Source organism: Chryseobacterium soli, from assembly GCF_000737705.1.
GTDB classification, from domain to species: Bacteria; Bacteroidota; Bacteroidia; order Flavobacteriales; family Weeksellaceae; genus Chryseobacterium; species Chryseobacterium soli.
The window spans coordinates 222,438-244,754 of record NZ_JPRH01000008.1 but is presented as its reverse complement, the minus strand read 5'-3'; the positions used below and the strand labels follow the sequence as shown (position 1 = coordinate 244,754).

General features: G+C 31.9%; 22 protein-coding genes. All 22 read left to right on the top strand.

Going from position 1 to position 22,317, the window contains the following annotated elements; genetic code table 11:
* The first annotated feature begins 84 nt into the window (after positions 1-84).
* Entirely contained in the window at positions 85-1,854 is a 1,770-nt protein-coding gene (locus IW15_RS17445; RefSeq protein ID WP_034713957.1) for an aminopeptidase P family protein, read from the top strand.
* A gap of 367 nt (positions 1,855-2,221) precedes the next feature.
* Positions 2,222-2,788 (top strand): Crp/Fnr family transcriptional regulator, encoded by a 567-nt coding sequence (locus IW15_RS17440; RefSeq protein ID WP_034713955.1) that lies wholly within the window; start codon positions 2,222-2,224, stop codon positions 2,786-2,788.
* A 55-nt stretch (positions 2,789-2,843) separates the two neighbouring features.
* Complete coding sequence (locus IW15_RS17435) at positions 2,844-3,866, top strand: saccharopine dehydrogenase family protein (protein WP_034713953.1); 1,023 nt, start codon at positions 2,844-2,846, stop codon at positions 3,864-3,866.
* Entirely contained in the window at positions 3,866-4,444 is a 579-nt protein-coding gene (locus IW15_RS17430; protein WP_034713951.1) for an NAD(P)H-dependent oxidoreductase, read from the top strand. Before IW15_RS17435 ends, IW15_RS17430 begins: the two co-directional genes overlap by 1 nt.
* A gap of 111 nt (positions 4,445-4,555) precedes the next feature.
* Entirely contained in the window at positions 4,556-5,941 is a 1,386-nt protein-coding gene (gene mnmE / locus IW15_RS17425; protein WP_034713949.1) for a tRNA uridine-5-carboxymethylaminomethyl(34) synthesis GTPase MnmE, read from the top strand.
* Positions 5,942-6,199: 258 nt separating this feature from the next.
* Complete coding sequence (locus IW15_RS17420; protein ID WP_034713947.1) at positions 6,200-6,577, top strand: helix-turn-helix domain-containing protein; 378 nt, start codon at positions 6,200-6,202, stop codon at positions 6,575-6,577.
* 969 nt (positions 6,578-7,546) lie between these two features.
* Positions 7,547-8,224 carry a hypothetical protein gene (locus IW15_RS17415; protein WP_034713945.1) on the top strand — a complete coding sequence of 226 codons (678 nt, stop codon included), beginning with the start codon at positions 7,547-7,549 and terminating at the stop codon, positions 8,222-8,224.
* Positions 8,225-8,607: 383 nt separating this feature from the next.
* Positions 8,608-9,768: a tyrosine-type recombinase/integrase gene (locus tag IW15_RS17410; RefSeq protein WP_034713943.1), complete on the top strand. Its 1,161-nt coding sequence runs from the start codon at positions 8,608-8,610 to the stop codon at positions 9,766-9,768.
* A gap of 26 nt (positions 9,769-9,794) precedes the next feature.
* Positions 9,795-10,904 (top strand): hypothetical protein, encoded by a 1,110-nt coding sequence (locus IW15_RS17405; RefSeq protein WP_034713941.1) that lies wholly within the window; start codon positions 9,795-9,797, stop codon positions 10,902-10,904.
* A gap of 136 nt (positions 10,905-11,040) precedes the next feature.
* Positions 11,041-11,328 carry a helix-turn-helix domain-containing protein gene (locus IW15_RS23235; protein ID WP_034713939.1) on the top strand — a complete coding sequence of 96 codons (288 nt, stop codon included), beginning with the start codon at positions 11,041-11,043 and terminating at the stop codon, positions 11,326-11,328.
* Between the two features lie 5 nt (positions 11,329-11,333).
* Positions 11,334-11,801, top strand: coding sequence for a hypothetical protein (locus tag IW15_RS17395; protein ID WP_034713938.1), 468 nt, complete (start codon positions 11,334-11,336; stop codon positions 11,799-11,801).
* A 109-nt stretch (positions 11,802-11,910) separates the two neighbouring features.
* Entirely contained in the window at positions 11,911-12,300 is a 390-nt protein-coding gene (locus IW15_RS17390; RefSeq protein ID WP_034713935.1) for a hypothetical protein, read from the top strand.
* Entirely contained in the window at positions 12,297-12,608 is a 312-nt protein-coding gene (locus IW15_RS17385; RefSeq protein ID WP_034713933.1) for a hypothetical protein, read from the top strand. Before IW15_RS17390 ends, IW15_RS17385 begins: the two co-directional genes overlap by 4 nt.
* A gap of 806 nt (positions 12,609-13,414) precedes the next feature.
* Positions 13,415-14,230 (top strand): hypothetical protein, encoded by an 816-nt coding sequence (locus tag IW15_RS17380; protein WP_034713932.1) that lies wholly within the window; start codon positions 13,415-13,417, stop codon positions 14,228-14,230.
* 155 nt (positions 14,231-14,385) lie between these two features.
* Positions 14,386-15,867, top strand: coding sequence for a hypothetical protein (locus IW15_RS17375; protein ID WP_131368590.1), 1,482 nt, complete (start codon positions 14,386-14,388; stop codon positions 15,865-15,867).
* 41 nt (positions 15,868-15,908) lie between these two features.
* Positions 15,909-17,132 carry an RHS repeat-associated core domain-containing protein gene (locus tag IW15_RS22525; protein WP_051882169.1) on the top strand — a complete coding sequence of 408 codons (1,224 nt, stop codon included), beginning with the start codon at positions 15,909-15,911 and terminating at the stop codon, positions 17,130-17,132.
* 2 nt (positions 17,133-17,134) lie between these two features.
* The gene (locus IW15_RS17365) at positions 17,135-17,671 is read left to right on the top strand and encodes a hypothetical protein (RefSeq protein ID WP_034713929.1); all 537 of its coding nucleotides are present in this window, start codon (positions 17,135-17,137) and stop codon (positions 17,669-17,671) included.
* On the top strand, positions 17,668-18,729 hold the full coding sequence (locus IW15_RS17360; protein WP_051882168.1) for a hypothetical protein: 1,062 nt from the start codon (positions 17,668-17,670) through the stop codon (positions 18,727-18,729). The genes IW15_RS17365 and IW15_RS17360 overlap by 4 nt, the downstream gene beginning before the upstream one ends.
* Before the next feature lie 510 nt (positions 18,730-19,239).
* Positions 19,240-19,596, top strand: coding sequence for a hypothetical protein (locus tag IW15_RS17355; protein WP_034713927.1), 357 nt, complete (start codon positions 19,240-19,242; stop codon positions 19,594-19,596).
* A gap of 263 nt (positions 19,597-19,859) precedes the next feature.
* Positions 19,860-19,988: a hypothetical protein gene (locus tag IW15_RS23135; protein ID WP_262483678.1), complete on the top strand. Its 129-nt coding sequence runs from the start codon at positions 19,860-19,862 to the stop codon at positions 19,986-19,988.
* Positions 19,989-20,067: 79 nt separating this feature from the next.
* Positions 20,068-21,147 (top strand): hypothetical protein, encoded by a 1,080-nt coding sequence (locus tag IW15_RS17350; protein ID WP_034713924.1) that lies wholly within the window; start codon positions 20,068-20,070, stop codon positions 21,145-21,147.
* Positions 21,147-22,085, top strand: a complete 939-nt coding sequence (gene cap12, locus IW15_RS17345) for a CBASS system CD-NTase-associated NAD(+) hydrolase Cap12 (RefSeq protein WP_034713921.1) — start codon at positions 21,147-21,149, stop codon at positions 22,083-22,085. The genes IW15_RS17350 and cap12 overlap by 1 nt, the downstream gene beginning before the upstream one ends.
* Positions 22,086-22,317 lie beyond the last annotated feature (232 nt).

Sequence of the window (22,317 nt, the reverse complement as noted above, 5' to 3'; positions counted from 1 at the left end):
TAACTTAAAATTTTACCATTTACAGCGTCACTGAGATTTAAAATCAAATTTTTTGTAACTTTCGGTATTAAAATAAATTGAAACATGACTTCAAAGGAAAAATTAGCTGCGCTTCGTGAAGAAATGCAGAAAAATAATGTTGATGCTTTTATTGTATACTCTTCAGATCCTCACATGAGTGAATATTTACCCGAAGAATGGCAGGAGAGGTCTTGGCTTTCAGGGTTTTTAGGATCAGCAGGTTTTGTAGTAGTTACGAAAGATAAAGCAGGCCTTTGGACCGATGGAAGATACTATACCCAGGCTGCGATAGAGCTGGAAGGTTCCGGAATCGATCTTTTTAAAGACGGAATGGAAGGAACACCCAATTATATCGACTGGATCATCTCAGAAATTCCTTCTCATGGGAAAGTGGCTGTCAATGATATTGCCACTTCCAATGCAAACTGGGAGCTTCTTTCTTCTAAATTTGATGCTAAAAATATTACACTATTAGGTCTTCCTTTACTGAAAGAAATCTGGAAAGACAGAGGAACACCATCGAAAAACCCAATATATGCCCATCCTGTAGAAAGAGCGGGAAAATCTGTTGTTGATAAACTTTCTGCAATCCGTCAGAAAATGGAAGAACAGGAAGTGGCAGTACATATTATTTCAAGCCTGGATGATGTTGCCTGGACCCTGAATTTAAGAGGAAGTGATGTACAAAGCAACCCGGTATTTTTAGGGTATATTGTCATTACTAAAAATGATGCAATTCTATTCACTGATTTAGATAAATTGAAAGTAGAAGCGAGAAAACAGATGGACGATTCTTTCGTGAAAATGATGCCGTATGAGGAATTTTTCAATCATCTGAAAGGAATTAAAAATGAAAAAATTCTGATCTCTCCGAACAGCAATCAGTCGATATTCGAAATTTTAAAGACTGATAATCAGTTTGTAAAAGCTGCCGTTCCGGGGAATTTAATGAAAGCCCAGAAAAATGATACTGAGCTGGAAGGATTCAGGAAAGTAATGGTGCGCGACGGTGTTGCTATGGTGAAATTCCTGTACTGGCTGAATCATGCAGCAGGAAAAGAACCGATGAATGAATTTTCTATCGGCGAAAAACTGAGAGGATTCCGTGAAGAAGGAGAAAATTTTGTAGGGGAAAGTTTTGGAAGTATCGTTGGATATAAAGATAACGGTGCTATCATGCATTATTCTGCCAAAAAAGAAGGAAGCAAGGAAGTAACCAATGATGCAAGCATTCTGGTAGATTCAGGAGGTCAGTATCTGGAAGGAACGACGGATATTACGAGAACGTTTGCGTTGGGAGCCGTTTCTGATGATTTTAAAAGAAATTCTACTTTAGTGTTACAGGGACTGATCCGTCTTTCGATGGTGAAATTTCCAAAAGGAACCAAAGGAGTTCATTTAGACGCTATTGCAAGACTTCCGTTGTGGATGGAAGGAAAAGACTTCAACCATGGAACAGGACATGGAGTGGGAAGCTTTATGAACGTTCATGAAGGCCCGCAGAATATCAGAAAAGATATGAATCCTCAGGATCTTCTTCCGGGAATGGTATGTTCCAATGAACCCGGATATTACCTGGAAGGTGATTATGGAATCCGTCATGAAAACCTGATCGCCGTAAGAGAAGCAGAAAAAACAATTCACGGAACATTCTATGATTTCGAAACATTGACTTTCTGCCCGTTCTTTAAAGATACGATCGTGAAAGACATTCTTTCTGAACAAGAAATCGCGTGGTTGAATCAGTATCACAAAACATGTGAAGAGAAATTAGCTCCGCATTTAGAAGGAGAAGTTAAAGAATGGTTCTTACAGTTGGTAAGCCCGCTTTAACAGCCTATTTGTTAGATAAATTTAAGCCCCGTAAGTTTTACGGGGCTTTTTTATTGAAATTCAATGAACCAAAGTTCAATCAAGCATGTAGCTATTCAATAAATTCAATTACACAACCGTATTTTTACGGATATAAGTTTAGGGTTTCCCCTGAGGGATGAGAAATTTTTTGAATCTACATTTGTATCAACAAAAAAGACATCATTTCATTTCTTCATATAACTTAGTAAATTCAAAAGCAGTTTTAGAATCATCTCAGCAATGGGGTGATTTTTTTATGAAAAATGCATAAGCTTCAGGCAAATTATAGATCCTGTATTTGTATTTTTGTGAAAATCTTTTACGCTAATTATAATCATCCACAAAAATGGTAGCCCAATACTTCCGAAGTTTTAATATATTCTCAGAAGAAGAAATTCATCAATGTATGACACTCTTTGAGATGAAAAAAATAAACAAAAATGAGTATTTTGTGAAGGAAGGCGATAAATGTAAAGAGATCGGTTTCATTCAGTCGGGAATCTTTAGGTCTTATTACATTTCAGGCGATGGAAAAGATATGACCTACTGTTTCAGATTTCCTAATGATCTTATTGCTTCCTATTCCTCATTTATTTCAGGACGGACGAGTACAGAAACTATGCAGGCGATTGCAGATGCTGAGGTATTGGTGATAAAGAAGGAGAAAATTGAAGAACTAACCGCCAATAATCCCAATTGGATCCATTTTTTAAAGGTAATTGCAGAGCAGGAATATATGGAACTTGAAAAACGTTTTTTCCAGCTGCAGAGAGACAGCGCAGCACAGCGCTATACTTCCCTGCTCAAAAATCAGCCTAATTATATTCAGGATATTCCTTTGCAGCATTTGGCATCCTATTTAGGGATTACCCAAAGGCATTTAAGCCGTATCCGCAAAGAAATTTCTTTTTAGACATTTGTCCTGTTAATTCCACGGACAGCACTATAGTTTTGTAAAAAAATAATAGATGCAGTCAAACATTTTAATTATCGGTGGCAATGGCATGGTGGGAAAAACAATTTCCCGGATTCTTACCTCAAGAAACCCCGATTATACCATTTTTATCGGAAGCCGAAAAGCTGGAAAAACGGAAAAAGATCTTGTAATCGATGTCAATCAGCCCCATACATTTCAAACCATTACAGATAAAAAGATCAATCTTATTTTATTGTCAGTCAATGATAAAGAAGATCACGTACTCCGTTTTGCTATTGAAAACAAAATTGATTATCTTGATATTACCAAACCAACTCCCGATTTAATGAAAGCCTATGAATGGGCGAAAAAACAGTCCATCAACAGCAGGATTGTTTTCAGTTCGGGCTGGATGGGTGGTATTGTAGGCGGTTTGGCGGCTTCATTAACTCCACATATGAAAGATATTGAGGAGATTAAACTTTTCGTGTATTATTCGGTAAAAGATCTGGCAGGAGAAAGTTCAGCCCATTTTATGGCAGAAAATGTAGCAAAACCTTTTTCAACGTATAAGAATAACAGTGCATTTCCGGTTCGTCATTTTTTAGATGCTGAATATTTCAACTACTCCTTCGGAATAGGAAAAAGAACTGCTTATAATTTTGATGTTCCCGATTTGTATATTTTAAATAAGATTGAGAAAATACCCACCGTCAGTGTAAAAATGACTTATAATTCAAAGTTTATAACGTGGCTGTTGGGAGCATTTCAGCGTTGGAAAATCTTTAATATCTTATCATTAAAAGAAAGAAGAATGATTTTCGGATCCAGTGGTAATGGAGATCAGTCGGTTTTTGAGATTGTGATACAAACGAAAGAGGGTAGCAGGAAAATCAGTCTGCAGAGTACAAAAGGACAGGCAGAACTCACCGCATTATCAGCTGTTTTACATACCGAAGAATTAATGAAAAGACATCTTGAAAATGCCATTTATTTTAGTCATCAGCTGCACCAACCCGATTCACTTTTGGCAGCACTCAATGAATATGAAACCATCAACGTGAAAATTAAGTAATGAAAAAAATTGTTATCATTAATGGACATCCGAATAGAGATTCATTCAATTTTGGACTTGTAAAAGCGTATAAAGAAGGTGCCTTGCAGTCGGGTGCGGAAGTACGGGAAATCACCATTGCAGATTTGCAGTTTGATCCGAACCTGCAATTTGGATATCAGAAAAGAATGGAACTAGAACCGGATTTACTTAAGGCCTGGGAAACCATCGAGTGGGCAGATCATCTGGTATGGATTCATCCGGTATGGTGGGGAGGTCTTCCTGCTCGTACCAAAGGGTTTATAGACCGGCTTTTTCTTCCCGGAATAGCTTTTAAATACAGAGAAAATTCAGTGTGGTGGGATAAACTTTTAAAAGGGAAAACCGGACATATCATTACCACACTGGATCAGCCGGGTTGGTATTATCGTCTGTTCTATGGCAGACCGAGTATTAACCAGCTTAAAAAATCTACGCTCGTATTTTGCGGTGTGGAACCGGTAAAAGTGACGTATGTCGGAATTATTAAAACTTCAGATGAAGAACAGCGTACGCGATGGCTAACGAAAATAAAAGGATTGGGACAGAAGCAGAAGTAAAAATTGGCACGGGTCGAATAACTCGTGTTTTTGTTTTTTATATCAAAATAATAGACAATCTGTATAGCTGCAGAACAACGACATTATCGATAAAAAACGTAAATTTGCACCATGAATAACGATACCATTTGTGCACTGGCTACGGCCAATGGAGTAGGAGCTTTAGGGATTATCAGAGTTTCAGGGAACGAATCCTTATCAGTCGTTCAGAAATCCTTTCCCGGGAAAAATCTTGAGAAACAGAAATCGCACACGATTCATTACGGATATTTTATGGATGAAGATGAGGCGATTGATGAGGTAATGCTTTCTATTTTTCTGGCGCCGAAAAGTTTTACTACAGAAAACTCTGTGGAAATTGCTTTTCACGGCTCTCCACACATTGGTAAACGTATTCTGGAAACTTTAATAAAAAACGGAGCAAGAATGGCGAAAGCGGGGGAGTTTACCCTTCGTGCATTTATCAATGGAAGAATAGATCTGTCTCAGGCTGAAGCGATTGCAGATGTCATTGCTTCAGAAAACGAAGCCTCCAGAAAAGTGGCGATCAACCAGTTGAAAGGAGGAATTACCAACGAAATATCGATATTGAGAACCGATTTGCTGAATTTTGTTTCACTGATCGAGCTGGAACTGGATTTTGCAGAAGAAGATGTAGAGTTTGCCGACCGCTCAGCGTTGAATTTGCTTTTAGATAAAATTGATTTAAAATTAAATTCATTAATAGAAAGTTTCCAATACGGAAATGCTATTAAAAATGGAACGGCCGTTGCAATCATCGGGAAACCGAATGCCGGAAAATCTACTTTACTCAATGCTTTACTGAAAGAAGAAAGAGCCATTGTAAGCAATATTGCAGGAACGACAAGAGATACTATTGAGGAAGTTTTACATATCAAAGGCCACGCATTCCGTCTGATCGATACTGCGGGACTTCGTGATACGGTAGATGAAATTGAGGCGATCGGAGTTAAAAAAGCAAGAGAAAAAGTGGATCAGGCCAATATTCTGGTCTATCTTGCAGATGCTGCTACCGAAGATTTTTCAGAAGATATTGAAATGATCCGATCATTGCAGCGGGAAGATCTGAAACTGATTATCTGTGCGACCAAAATTGATGAGGTTTCCCCTGTGAAATATCAAGCTGTTGAAGCGGCTTTCAGAAAAGAGATCTCCGCGGATTTTGATTTTATTACTATTTCAGCAGTAGAAAATCAAAACATCCAGGACCTTAAAAATGAACTGTCTTCTTACGTAGAACAGTTGAAATCCCAAGAAAATAATGTCGTTGTGACCAATCAACGTCATTTTGAAGCTCTTCGTAAATCGCTGGAAGCAGTCGATAAAGTGAAAGAAGCCATCACCTTCCAGATCTCTACAGAGCTGTTAGCCTATGAGCTGAGAAATGCCTTAGAGCATCTTGGTGAGATATCCGGTGAAGTGACGAATGATGAGGTACTGGGGAATATTTTTTCTAAGTTTTGTATCGGCAAATAGACAATCTCTGTAAACCCTTATGAATACTACGTTTAATCAATGTTTTATAAAAATATTGAGTGACATTTAATGACATTTTATACCATTAATTGACATTATTTTTGTTACTAATCGTGATACTGCGTTGCAAAATCGTACTACTTTTTTGAATTTTATGACACTCGGAGAAATTATCAGTGGTAAATACTGCTAAATAATGGCAAATACTGCCAAATACTGAGTGAAATTATCTAACATAAAAAAATCGGAAAGTATCAAATGAGCAGTAACATCAGGATTAATCGCATTTGTAGCTATTGCAATCAAACATTCGTAGCCAAAACATTTACTGCAAAATATTGTTCTCACACCTGTAATCAAAGGGATTATAAGAAAAAAGTAAAGGAAGAAAAGCTTCGTCAATCAAAAGAAGAATTTAGTACTGATTCAAAAGTTAATAAACTTAAAAAGACTACTGCTACCTTTGATATAGAACAGTTAAAAGCAAAATCTTACCTCAGTATATCAGAGGTTTGTGTCCTTTTAAATATGTGTGATTCCACCGTAAGGAAACTCATTAAAGAGGATAAAATTAAAACGCTGCGTCTCGGTAAAAAACATATCATTCCAAAATCTCAATTGGAAGAATTCATTTAATCCTTTGTAGAGCATCATTTATTTTAAGTAACAGCAATTTTAAATTGGAGATTGAGTATTTTATCGTCTTCAAAATTTAAAATGCTGTACTTTCTTTATTCGAAGTCGGCAAACGTCTTTAGGGTTCTATCTTATTATTCAAAGGAACAGTTTTCTCTATTAAATGGTGTTTTAAACAATTTTCTGTAAAAACGATTTGAATTTCATTTGAATAATTTAATCTAACATTGATTTAACGAAGTTACATCGTTTTTTTATTCTCAAATGATAAATACTACCAAAACATAATTTTGCGGTTTAGAACATTCTGTTTTTTGATTCAAAGGAAATCTTACTATTAATGTAAATTAGTATAAGTCTCTACTGCTGTTATTAGCTTTGGTAATAAAAGTAGTAGGGACTTATGGTAATTCATTTTAATTAATTTCAAAGGGTATCAGTAGTCTTTTTTAGTAGTAGAGGATATTTTACAGTAGTCGGTAGTAGACATTTTACAGAGGATGTTTTATAAAATAGAGGACATTGTAGTAGTCAGTAGTACTACTATCCAAAATTATAGTAGTAAAAAACTCATTATTACTGTGGTAGTATTCAAAGGAATACTCTTAAATCTTTATTAATACAGGTTTTAGCTAAATTTAATAAATTTTCAAAGGACTTAGAATCTTAATTTTTTAAGATGAAAATGTGTTGGAATAACACTTCTTATTTTTTTTATTTAACTTTTTTAATTAATTTATTTAATTAGTATTATTAATTATAAGCCGAAAATAAGTAATATTGTAAATGATAAAAAGTGTTATTGAAAATGAAATTAAGTAATATTGAAAACGCAAATAAGTGTTTTTGAAACTGAAAATGAGTGTTTTTAAGATTGTGGAGCTGTAGATGTTTTATAGCTGTTTGATTTTCAGTAGTTAAATTTATGAAAAACAAATAATAAAAAAGAAATAAAAAAGATTTTTTAAAATGGAAAAATTCGAAAAACTGACAAAATTGAATATAAAAGTTTCTCCTGCAATTATATCAAACCCTGAGCTATCTATTACTGAAAAGCTAATTCTCGCTTTGGATTATTCCTTTAGTGGTAAAAAAGGATATAATATACTGAGCCACGTTGCAGTGGGAGAACTTTTATGTCTTCATAAAAATACCGTGGGAAAATGCAGAAAACACCTTATTGAAAGCGGTTATTTAGCAAAAGATTCAGAGGATAAAAGGAAGTTTATTTTAACAGATAAGTTGAAAAATATTGAGATTCCTTTTGTAACAGGGAGAGACAATAGAATGATAATTGTCCCTTTTGAACTATATAACCACCCTGATTTACAGGAAGGCTCGAAGCTTCTTTGGGGTGAATATAATTCCATGAGTAAAAATGAAAAAGGATATTTCCAAAAGAGAGAAACTACAGCAAATAAATTTAATGTATCGGTAGACAGTATTACCAACTGGACTAAAGAATTAGAGAAGTACGACTTTTTAGAAGAGTATACCATTAAAAGCGGTTACCATACTAAACAGAAAATTGTAAGAACTAAAGACCTCAGAAAAAGTAGACCAACAGTCGATGATTTTGAAGATGATTTCCAAAATGATTCAGAAGATAATTCAGCAACTGATTTCTTTAACAAAGACCATTTTTAAGAATTATTTTGGCGTCAAATATCCAAAATGAATTTAAAATTAAAATTTGAATTGACTACACAGGTTAAATTAAATGATAGAGAGATTTGTGATTGAAAAATTAATGAATCTAATTAAAGATTAACTACAATCAGATTAAAACTCAAAAAGATATTAGGTTTTCCTTTGAATAAGAAAATAAAATATTTCTAAAATTTTAGTTAAAAATAAATCCAGAAGTATCAGGAAGAAACTGGGCGTAAAAAACAGTGAGTTTCGCTAACCAAAAGTAACTTTTACAAAATAGATTCTAAAAATAGGTGTAAAACAGGCAGTTTATGTTGTCTACACCAATCATTAGGCTGAATGTTGTATCATAATTAGTAACAAAAAAGAGAAAAATTATGAAAATCTACCTAATGAAACGCAATGGTCAGTTATCAAAAAAGAATGCTGAAAAAGGAAAACCCAAAATGAATAGTTTATTTTTAATGTATCATGATACCGACAGAAAAATAAGAAACTATGAATTTTTACAACTCTACCTCTACGATAAACCCAAAAACGAAACTGAAAAACTTCATAACAAAGAAACATCAAGCCTTGGAGAAGCGATAAAAGCAAAAAGAGTTTTGGATATGCAGAGCCGTAGACATGGATTTGTAAGCAGTACCAAAGGGAAAATAGGATTTCTGAAATATTTTAAAACCTTAGTAGATAAGCGTTTTGAAGTAAGCGGAACGCACGGAAACTGGAACAGTGCCTACAAACACCTCCAAAAATTCTGTAAGAATAAAGATATATCAATAGAAAACATAGATGATTTATTCTTGGAATCCTTTAAAGATTATTTGTTGAATCAGAAAGTTTCCAAACATAGCAGTGATAAACTCGCACAAAATACCGCATTATCCTACTTTAATAAAGTAAAGACTGCTCTGAAAGAAGCGTATCAATCCAAAATGATTAAAGAAAATCCAGTAGTTGGGGTAAAAGGAATTAAAGAAAAAGAAACGAATAGACAATATCTTATTTTGGATGAATTGCAGAAACTCGCTAAAACAGAGTGCTATTATCCAATAATGAAAGATGCCTTTTTATTCAGTGCTTTAACAGGACTCAGATTCTCAGACATCAAAAACTTAACGTGGAAAAATCTCTCTTATGATGCAGAAAACGGTTGGATGCTAAAATATACTCAAAAGAAAACAAAAGGAGCGGAACATCTTCCCATAGCAGAGCAAGCTGTAAAAATATTAGAAATTACTCCTGAAACTCTCCGAACAAAAGATGTAAAGGAAAATGTCTTTGCAAACCTAAAGTACAGCGCCTACCAAAACAAAAAACTCCATAAATGGGTTGAAGATGCAGGAATTGACAAGCATATTACATTCCATAGCGCAAGACATAGCTTTGCGACATTGCAACTGACAATGGATACAGATATTTATACTGTCAGCAAACTGTTAGGACATCGCCACTTGAAAACCACTGAGATTTATGCAAAGGTTATCGATAAAAAGAAAATAAATGCAGTAAGTAAAATGCCTGAATTGTATATCTGAATTATATTTGTAGAAAATACAGATTAATGGATTTTTTTCAAGAACAGGAATATATAAAAGCAAAACAGAAGTTTGATACCGGTAAAATTTGGGAAAAATTAGTCAAAGACTATAATAATTTTACAGACGAGCAACTACAGCAGTTTTATGAGCAGTTTGAAGAACTTGAAAATTACGGAGATAAGCTAAGGTTTTGGAAAGACAACGGCTTATCTCCTATGAAACTGCAATATACATTCAAACTAACCATTGAAAATCATCCGAAACGAGAAATTATTGTTCTGTCTCTTCATCCTCTTGGAAACGAGGAGAAAAAGCAATACTTAAAATGGCTTATAGAACAATGCTACAAAATTTATATTTCCGATACTACATATGACGTTGATTATAATTTTGAAACAGTCTCTCTTGAAGAGCTAAAACAAAGATTCCAACGATTAAAAGGAGATACAAAAAATATCGAACGTGAAATTTCTGATACCAAACAGAGAATTAAAAGTAAGTGTGTAGATACAGATGTTTATTCCTATTTGACATATAGAAAAAGAGAGCCAAATATTTTATCCGATTTAAAGATTGACGGCAAAGATGTAGTAATAAGTCTACAATATTTTGCAATACAGGTTGCCTTCGTATATGATTTTTTAGAATACATATTATTCCTTGAGGATTGTAAAATTAATAATCGAGTTCCTCCACTTAATATGAAACTTATTCCCTTTACAGATAAATCTTTTAAAGCTAAAGAAAATATAGATTTAAAGGATTTATATGATTTCCTTGTTACCAATGAATATATTGAAGATACAGGCTGTGATAAATTCAAAAATGTTTTTAGTGAAGTCATTATTAAGGAAGAAATAAAAAAGGAGGACAAAATCAATTGGATTTCACGCACACGTAATAATCCTAATTGGCAGGGATTATTTGTAATGATCTATTTCTGCTGTGGAGAAGAAATTTTTAATAACAACGCAAACGCTGATATTGAGAAAAAGTTAGATAATTGCTTCACTGCACCAGATCATGGTTTTATCCGTACGGATAGTTTTTCCAGAGCTGGAAGTAATCTGATAGAAAAAAAGTTTTCTATAAAACTCGAAAATGTAAAAAATTTATATAACTATTTTAATTAATAGAGAGTAAAACTCTACCAATACATCATTCAATATTTTTAATTTGATACGGGTTTAATGCGGTAAGATTCCGCATTATACTCGCATTAAATTTTTAGTCCTTTGTAGTGTTCAAAATAAAAAAAAACATTACAAAATGCAAAAAATTTTAATAAATCTAAGCACTCTTGAAAAACAGGAACTGCTTAGTCTTCTTCAATCCAAAAACGTGCTGACTACAAAAGAAGCTGCATTGTACCTCAGTATAAGTGTACCCACACTCCGAAAACTTCGTCGAAACAAGAAAATTGCTTCTTACCAACCGAGCAGAAAAGTCTTCTATAAGCGAGAGGACCTAGATGACTGGATACTTAATAGTAAGCAGTCGGATGAATCTGCAATCCAAAGCCGTGTTTCAGGATACTTTTTAAATTCTAAATTTTAGTCAAAATGAATAAACAACAATTTACATTAAAACAAATCAAAGAGACTTTTTTATATAATGCTCAAAATATGGGATTAGATGAGATAGATGAAGATTGGGCAGAAGAATTATTAGCTCAACGTTATTACAGTGAATTTGAGAACCTTTGGGAGAAATTAAGCGATGATCGTTCAGAGATTAGTAAAGATCAATATGATCAGATAATAAGTGCTTCAAAGGAAATTAGTGATAAGATTTGTGAAGATCTGCATCACGAGCTAATAGCATGTATATGCGAGGATTTTGAATTAATTGCAACTTATCTCATTGCTGGTGAGAATGACAAACATATTGCTGGAATGTTGCAGTCTTACATTAATAATGAAATCCCAACGGATCTAAGCATGAAGTCAACAGATAAAAGTCTTCAGGAGATATTTAATGAGTTCCAAATAACTGTAAGAATCTCAAATAAAGACAAAGCTAAAAAATAGTAAAAACATTGATGCTAGTCTTATAGAGAAGATTTAAGTATGATACATCAAAGTTTTATGTCGCAGAAAAAGGCAAAAAAAAGAATTATTAATTAAAAATTTTATATCAATGGAAAATTTAACAAATACAAGCAACATTATTACAATAGAACAGTTAAATGAGAATGAAAAACCAAAATTCAAAATTATTGGAGATTCACTCATTATATTTCATATGAGTTTGGTTATTAAAGATGTTAAGAAAGAAAGTATTTTCTGGCAAAACCTAGTGGAAAAAGATCTCATCAAGAAAACATTCAAATTAGATCCAAATACCTGTATAATGGATGATCTTACCTTTCAATATTCAAACGAAAAAGCAATAATTAATATGAAGTTGCCAAAACATGTTTTTGACTCAGTAGAATATAATATTGATAAAAATCCATGGGAACAGTTGAGAGATGCTATAAAAGAGATGTTGGGTATTGACATTTCTAATGCTAAAGTAAAAAAATGAGGTTTGCATTATTCGAATCGATCAAGTCTAAAAATTTCTTTAGCAGCACTGTTGAACTTCCTGATTTTTTGTTAAAATACGAAACTGAAAGTAAGAAAGAATTTATTAGAAAAGACAAGCAAATTAGTTATACAATATACAGTTATGATTATGCTCGGCAGATCATAAATGAAGAAATAGTATTAAAGAAAGATCATGAGCTTTTGAAATCTAATACTTACACAAACTTTATGAATTTTAATTTAGAGGACGAGATGTGTAATATTTTTGTTGATTACAGAAATAATATGTTAGTTGTTAAAAAATAATAATAACATTTTAATAGAAGTTGAGCCTAATTCAATATGAGTTAGGCTATAACTTAATTTAATTAAGCCTGCAATATATAAAAGTTTGCTTTCAGTGTCTTTTTATTAAAGAGGAAGACACTCAAAGAAACGTGGGCTTATCTGTCTTTTGGAAGAACTAAAACAAAAAACTTAAAAAGAAATATGATATAACCTCCTGTTAAGTATAGGTTTGCAAACATGTTTGATTATTTAATACAGCGAAATCCACGAATAATTTCGAGCAATACAACAGAAGTTGGTTGTAATTCTGAAAATTGAAAAAGAATTCAAACAGAAAATTAAAGAGATTCCTTTGTAGAAAATGTTTTCAATGATGTTGTACAAATTCAAATGTAAAAACTGACACAGAATTCCAATTAAAGATTTTAGGATGGAGAACGGCAGTAAAATTCACATCAAAATAAACACAACATAAAAATGTTGCTTGACACTATTAAAATTAATAGCTTTACAGCAGTAATATAGACAAAATAAAAAATATAAGAATAGAAATATTTAAAAATTAAATAATAAAATATTGCATTTAGCAAACTGATTTCTGTAATCGAAAAGTCGAAAATTTTGTAATCCACAGGAAAAGTTTAGCAAAATGCTTGAGTCTAAGGGCTTGAGCGTTGCTTTACTTTGTGGATAGGGCTTCGACTCCCTCGATTACAGGTAGAGACAAACGTCTCAAGCCTGTTTTTTTGTTTTTATATATGATTACGGGTTTCAGTAAAAAATATTGAAAAAAGAACTATAAAATTGAACCCTAAAAAAACATTATGAAAACAACCATTACCCAATTATTTATCTTACTTACTTTATCAGCATTCTTACACTCCTGTTCATTGGGAGAGCATTATCATGATGGTACATATCAAACAGAAATGATGTTTATGAGAATCAATTATCAAATTGACGGAAACGAAATTACCATTGACAATTCATTAACAGGAGTTTCTAAATTAGCATGTAAACAATACCCAGACAGAATTGAATACACAGAAGATAACGGAACAACCCGAGTTTTGACCGCTTTAGAAAATGGAGATTTGAAATTTTCAGAAATGGTTGTTCTTCACAAAATAAATGAGCCAATAAATTCTACTGGTGAGGATAATACCGAAAATGATTCGAAAGAAGAGGTAACCGAGCAAAAATCTGCTACGAAAAAACTATTGCATTTTTCAAATAATAACACTTCTGATTTTAAGAAAAAAGCAGAGAGATTATACAAAAAACACATACATCAGCTTACTAAATCAGGTGAAACAGTGATAGATATTCAACATGCTTTTTCAGAAGACTTAAACGGAGACGGAAACAAAGAAATAATAAAATTTTACAATTTGGCAGAAAAAAATGGAGGATGCATCTATGAGGGCAGAGGAATTTTAGTATATGAAAATACAGAAACAGGTATAATTGAAAGTAGATATGAACCAGATTATCAGTTTGAATTAAAAGAAATCGCAAACGGAAAAATTTTCGTTTATAAAATAGATTTTACAGATGATGATTTACCATGTAACCCCTCCATATACACCGAGGGAAAATTAAATTTCGTTAATAATAAACTAATTTTTGAAAAACCTTAAAAATGATAAATAATTTTCTTTTAAAATATAATACGTCATATTTTGACGTTTTGATGTATTAGATTTGAAAAAAATGGTTACAATTATGTAACATATATTTTAGAGAAAAATCGTAAAATTACAGTAACTACCAAAAACACGAAAATTTAATATTTATGATGAAAAAACTACAAGTTTTCCCCTTGTTGTGTATAGGTATATTAGGTTTTGGACAAATTCCAAACTTACCTACCATGCAGGCTCCTACTCAAAGTAGTTTAGGGAATTATTCTAATCAGAATTATGGCAGTCCAATGAATGGTAGAAGTTCTCAAAGGAATTATACACCATCTATGCCCAGCACTTATAAAAATCCCTCAAATCCTGTTCAACAACATAACACATATGAAGCACAAGCAAATTCAAGGAATGATGCTTTTATGCGTGAGATAGATCTGGATATGGCAGAGGTTCAGGAAATGCAATTCCGTGATTGGGTAGAAAATGGCAGAAAGATGTCTTTTGATTTACCCACACTATCAGGAAAAGCAGGAACAGGAGCATATTATGATGCTTTTAACAAACTTTCTACAATGGATTCAGAGAATTACTCATTAGCAGATGCTAATTTTACAGTTGAGAATGCCTTTTATCATAACAAACAGGATGTAACCAAATTTAAATCAACAGTACAGAAAACTGCAAAACAACTCTTACAGAAAATGAAAGAACGGAAACAGGACACAGAAAGTAATGTTTCTAAAAACCTGATGCTATTTGAATATTTTTCTAAAGATATGAAGTTAGGAGGAACAACTCATAAAGCCTTTGAATATGATTTTAAAGACTATATGGGAGAAAAGGACTATTCTAAAATGTTTGTTTCAAAACTTCTTAAAACAGGATCAGGACAATGTCATTCTATGCCGTTGTATTATCTTATTTTGGCGGAAGCAATGGGAACAGAAGCTTATTTGTCATTAGCCCCAAATCATTCCTATATTCGTTTTGTTGATGATGAGGGAAAATTACAAAACATTGAATTAACAAGCGGAATGTTTACTGCTGATAATTCATTACTGGAATCAGGCTACATCAAATCAGAAGCTTTGCAGAATAAAATCTATTTGGAAAACCTTACTAAAAGGGAACTTTTGGGAATGGCTTATTTTGATTTAGCGAGAGGATATGAAAGTAAGTTTGGATATGATGAATTCGTAGATAAAGTCATAAACAAAGCATTAGAACTCTATCCTAACGGAATTGCTCCCAATATGGAAAAAGCAAATGTCAGCCAGACAAGATTACGATCTGCATTGAAACGATTGGGAATTAACCCCGATGACAAAAGAGATTTGCAAAGAGCTGGATATTTTCCAAAAGCAAATGAATTACTTAAACAACTCAATGAACAATTTGATAAAGTAGATCAGCTTGGCTATGCTGAAATGCCTTCCTATGCTTATGAATCATGGTTAGCGAGTTTAAAAACCGAAAAGAACAAACAGGAAAGTGAAGCACTGGCACAGAAAATATATTTGTACCAACTTCAAAAGCAGAAAGATAAGCAACAACTAGAAGCTGTGAGAAAGTCACAGGAAAAGAAAAAACAGGAACAACAGCCTAAATATTTCCCTATTGATCCAAATAAATTATAAAGAAAAATAAATAACTTTAACAGTCATAAAAACAAATGATTATGAAAAAAATATTACTGATTGTTTTTGCCATAGTAACAGGCTTTACACAGGCACAAATTAAGAAAAAGATACCGACAAAGCCAAAGACCGAAAAGAGATGGGTAAATCCTGTTAAATTGACAAAGGAAGAAAGAAGTCGTCCGTACATGGATGAAGTGTTGAAAACCAAGGATTCTTTGACACCGCAGGAAGCAGAAAGACGTAGAAAGAATATTGCAGTTGGAAATCCTTTTGCTAAATATGGAGTTTATCCAAAGATCGCCACACTATCCAGAGGTAAATATTTGGAATTTCACGATACGGACAGTATTGTAGTAATTGGTTCTGTAAGATACAATACAAAAAGAGCAAATATAATCGAGGTAAGGGAAGTCGATTTATCCGATCCCGATGCACAGCCTATTGGTGATACCCATGGACGCTGGATGTCTCCAGACCCGTTGAGTGAGGAATTTCCAAGCTGGTCGCCTTATAATTATGCTAAGAATAATCCTTTGAGAAATATTGATCCTGACGGAATGGCTCCCCTTGATATTGTTTATATTAATAATAATGGTCAAGAAGTGCATAGAATTAAAAGTAATACGCAGTTTAAAACTTACATTCAGGCAACTGCAAATGCGAGTGATTACCCCCAAAGAAATTCTGCTGGATGGAAAGAAGTACCAATGCCGAATATAATCCAAAGTAAAGGAGGAGAAAATGTTTCAGGTTCTGAATATCAGGCGAACGATTATCAAATTGCTGCAAGAACTGGTTATTTTAATCAGGCTAAAAATTCAGGAGCGTTAGATTTAGTTACCGAAGGTGGTAATCCTATTCCTAAAGAAGCATTGAAGGGTATACCAGACTTAGATCCAACCTTAGTCAAAGCAATGACAGTGCAAGAGTCAAATGCTGGAACTACTGGAACTACGGATATTATGCAGACTAATGTAAAAGCAGATTGGCAGGGTGGAGAAATGAAATCAAAGTACGGATTAAAATTTGGAGAAGGAGCGAGTGTTACAAATTCCTTATTTGCGGGAACAAGAATTTTAGGAACAAAAGGATTTAAAGATGGTATAACCTATGATTCTAAAACAGGAAAATCTACCTTTACATTTAAAGGATGGCTTAATGCGGTTGGAGCATATAATAGTACTGCGGGAACTCCTGGTTATAAGCAAGGTGTGCAGACTATGCAGCAAAATTCTAAAAAACCAACACCAAACGATTATTAATTATGAAATATTATAAAAAATATATAAGTCTTACATTATTGTTATTAATTTTCAGTTGTACTCCTTCATCTAAAAGCGCTAAAAAACCTGATGATGATTTTTATGAAAAGAGTAGAAAACTTGTTTTAAGTGAAAATAAAATAAATCAAGAATATCATTTTAGTATTATAGGTAAGGAAATAGATGAAATACATATAAAATATATAGGTAATATAATTAATTCAAAAAAGGATACTCTTAAAATTATAAATTCTCAAAATCTTTTTGGGCTTTTAGAAGAGTCTAAAAGAGGGAATGGAAGTGTTTATATTTACGATAACAAAAATCAACTTATAGGAATCTATTATTTAGCAGATTATTGGGCAATTCCTTTGAAAATTGAAAATCAAAGTTTGGTATTTAGTTATGATAATTATTTTTGTAACCAAACAACAAAAATCAGTTTGAGAGATAGTATCCCTAAAAAAATATTTATTCAGTGTACAAAAGGAGGAGGAAATTTGTACAATTTTAAACCCGCTAATGAAATAACAAATTGAGAAATATTTTATTAATAACACTGCTTCTAAATTCTTTTTTTCTGTTTAAGGCGCAGGAAAATAAATTTTATTCTGATGCGTATCAAACATTAGATAATATGCTTACTGATAAACAACAGTATAGTTTTAAAGAAGGTGTTTATAGCGTAGAAAACGCTTATTATCAGGGCAAATATGATACAATACAGTTAAATAACAAAATTAAGTTTCTAAAACATTTTTGTAATCTTTTATTAAATAATAGAAAACTTAGTTATTCTGAAAAGGACGAAACCAAAGTAAATAAATATGCTGCTATTTATACAGTATTATGTCAGGCGACCCCTGTAATTGTTGGTCAAGATACGTTGAGATATAAACCTTTTACTTATGATTTTGAGGGTGTTTTTGGGCATAAAGAGCTGTCTAATCTTTTTGTGTCAAAATTATTAGATACCCAAAAAGGTAACTGTAATTCAATGCCATATCTTTATAAGATTTTAGCAGAAGAATTAGGAGTTGATGCTAATTTAGCACTTGCTCCAAATCATGTTTATATTAAACATAACATTAAATCACTCGGTTGGTATAATACAGAGCTTACCAGTGGTGTTTTCCCGATTGATGCGTGGTTGTCGGCTTCTGGATTCGTTCATTTAGATGCCATTAAAAATGGCGTATTTATGAAAGCCCTAAACAATGAAGAAAGTCTTTCATTGCTATTGATAGATTTAGCTACTGCTTATAACAGGAGTTTCCCTAATAATGACGGAAGTTTTGCTTTGAAATGTGCAGAAAGAGCAATACAAATACATCCTTATTTAGCTAATGCCTTATTGTTACAGGCTGAAACTCACACAAAGCAGTTTCAAAAAATGATGAAAGAGCAGAATACAAAAGATATTCAAGCTACATTAAGCAATCCAAAGGCTAAAGAACTATTTGATTTAATGAATAAAGAATACACACACATTCATAAAATAGGTTATCGCAATATGCCCGAAGAAATGTATTTGGATTGGTTGGTATCTTTGAAAACTGAACGATCAAAGTATGAAGATATGAGATTAAGTAAGTAGTTAATTCATAAACCGATGTTCTCCACTTTCAAAACTAAAATCAGTATTAGACTTCTGGCAAAGAAAAATCAATTGTAAAATCTTCTTAAAAACCAATAAACAAAACTATGGAGAATGAACGGGACAACTAACAAATGATGTTTACTAATTGCAACCAAAATAATTAAGGAAATAACTCGCAATATAAATTTGAACACAACTGTCAATAGAAAGAAAATTATTTATTTAATCATATAAGAATAGTACCGATATTTTGCTATAATTATTGAAAAAGTCTTCTTTTGAAATAGAAGACTTTTGTTTTTTAAGCTCACAAATAGTTTTTATTTTAATTAGCTGTAATTCAGTTTTTTGTGATATTTATGAAATATAATACACAAATAAGCGCACAAATGAGCGTGAAATTATTAATAACAAAGTGATTATTGTGGATAAAAAAATTAATTTAAAAATCAATGCATTTGGATGGTAAAGTACAAAGAATTATATTTGCATTAAATACATACGATTATGGAGTTGAAATTCTTAAAACCTAAAGAAAATACTTCAATTGCTAAAATTACGGTTCACAAAACAGGTAAATTGGGATTTTCAAGAGGAGCTGCTGAATTGTTAAATATAGAAGACAACAGATTCTGCAAATTTGGAGTAAATGAAGCTGAAGAACTTTTTATAGTTATGTGTAAAGAAAATGACAGTGAATCATTTAGTATTGCTAAAGCAGGTGAATATTACTATGTTGCTGCAAAATCTTTATTAAATGATTTAGGTATAGATTATAGAACTAAAAACACAATAATATTTGATGTTTTTGATATTAAAGAAGACAAAATATTTAAAATGATACAGAGAGTAATAGAAAAATAAAAATATTAAAAAAGAAGTCCAAAACTTTCTCAGGGTTGCGGGACTTCTTTATTTAGACCAAAGAGATAATCTGGCATTTGAAGTTTTGCTGGATATCCTGCTTTGTTTTGCAAAAGTACTACTTTTTATTTAAATATCATTTAAATACTATTTAAATGTTGTTTAGATACTCCTACAATTCCTTTGCTTACTTAGCACGACCATAACTTCGCTGTTAATCTTCTTTACAGTAGTAAAGGAAGATATATCCAAATTTATAAGCAATGAGCAGAAAAGTTACAAGTAAATCTGTAGCAAAAAAAGCTTCTAAAATTCTAAGAAACTCCACATCTTCAAAAGCTGCAAAATCTGTTGCTGGAAGTGCATTAAGTCAAAGAGAAAAGAAGAAGTAAATTTTGTTAAATAAAAGGTTAGTGCTTATCCTTTACACAAAAGCACTTTTTATTAATATTAATGTTAAAAAATAGAACAATGCCAGAAAATTTTTCGAAAAAATTAGAAAATTTAAAAAATCGATATAACCCAGAAAGTAGTTATTTATACGAATCTTTAAAAGATATGGATTCAACTAAATTATCATATATTAATACCCCTGACGTGTATGTAAGAAGTGCAATGTCAGCCGTAGATGATAAATTTACAAGTGATATTATTCAGGCTGGAAATAATGTCAAAACTCATCTTAGCAGAAGTTTAGAGGATGTTATTTATGAATTTCAAGGATCTGTAATGACAAATACACATATCAAAGCTAATAGTGATATTGATTTATTAGTTATTTCAGATAAGTTTTATAAAGTTCCCCCAAGAACCGATCTGGAAAGTTTGATGGATGGTTTTATATTAACTCCATCACAAAAAAATGTTGTGCAAGGCTTGATTAATACGCCTTCATTTATTGGAAATTCAAATGAGGTTCTATTAGATAATAGGCTTAAAACAGAAAAAACTTTACAAGCTAATTACGATGATTGTGATATTACTAAGACTAAATGTGTAAGAATTTTTAATAAAAATTTGAAAAAACCAGTTGAGGCTGTTATTGCATGTTATGAGGATGATGTTTTTTCCATTAAGAATTTTCGGGAGAAAAAATACAGAGGAATTAAAATATATGAAAAAAACATTGGAACTGGTAAAACAGATCATCCGTTTTATACAATAGATTGTATTAATGAGAAAAGTGCAAACACAAACGGACGTCTTAAAAAGATGATAAGATTTTTGAAAAATTTCATGTATGATTCAGATTATGAATACAATGAATTAAAATCTTTTGGAATTAATATTATCTGCTATAATATTGAAACTTATAAATATAGTTCAATACATTATATAGGTTTACTCTTTGTGATTCAAGAACAATTACAAAAAGTTTGTGATGACATCGGATATATGGCATCATTAACAAGTATTGATGGCTCTGAAAAATTATTTTATGATAATAGTGGTAATTTTTTAATAAAAAAATACAGTGAGGTTATTCAGCTGAATAAGGAGTTGAATGAACTACTAAATGAAATTTATTCTAATTTTAAAAACGCAATATAATGAAAACAAGAATTTTTATAGGATCGTCAAAAGAGGGCTTAGAAGTAGCTAACTATACTAAGAAAAAGCTTTGTGAAGCTGGATTTGAACCTTATGTTTGGACAGATAATATTTTCGAAAATAACAAAAATACTTTAGAAACATTGTTAAATGAGGCTAGTTTGTTTGATTTCGGTATCATGATAGCTACAAAGGATGATTTTACAACCTCCAGAGACGATATATTTGAAACAGTTAGGGATAATGTTGTCTTTGAGTTTGGTTTGTTCTTAGGTAGGCTTGGTACCAACAGAGCTTTCGCATTACAAGAAAAAGGTGCGAAATTACCTTCTGATTTACTTGGAATAACAATTCCAAGATTTGAAAAAATAGAACCTTTTGAATCTAATTATGACTTAAATAAAGAGATTAACAATATTATCAAACTTATAAGAAGTAAAATTACTTTAGGCGAATTAGGATTATTGCCATCAACTGTTTTAGCTATTGGGTATTTTGAGAATTTTGTTTCTATGGTATGTGATTCATTGCATGGATTAGATGAAATAAATATTAATGGTAAAATATATGATGATTTTCAATTCAATATTGTTATACCAAAAGATCTTGATGCGGACATTAAAAAAAGAGCAAAAATATATTTCAAAAAGAAGAAATTGGAAGAAACAAAAATTGATTCTAACGGAAGAGCCTATCCGATTTATATTCAATTTGATGAAGAAAACAATGGTAAGACTTTAATTTTATTTGATATGCCAACAACAATTGGTGGAATAGATAAAGCAATTGAAATGTATATGAGAAAAGGGCATATTGGGAAAACTGAGCAACAGCAGTTGCTTGAAGATAGAGAATTGCGAAACTTTAAAACAACTTTGGTTAATTTGGTAAATAATAACGCCTTTACCAAAGATACTGTGAAAGTAATTGAAGAATAACCAAATTTCTTTTTTTTTGTATTCTAAGTAGTATTGCAATTAGTGTTTACTAATCGTGATACTACTTTATTGTAAAGTTGCATAAACAGCAAGTAGTACACTTTCTGTATCGGCAAATAGAATGTATTCAAAACTTCACCTAAAAAATGGATAATACTTTCTGCTTTTTACAAGAGTAGACATTAATAATTTTTATTCTTGTGCAGTCATCAATAGCTGTAAATGCAATTCC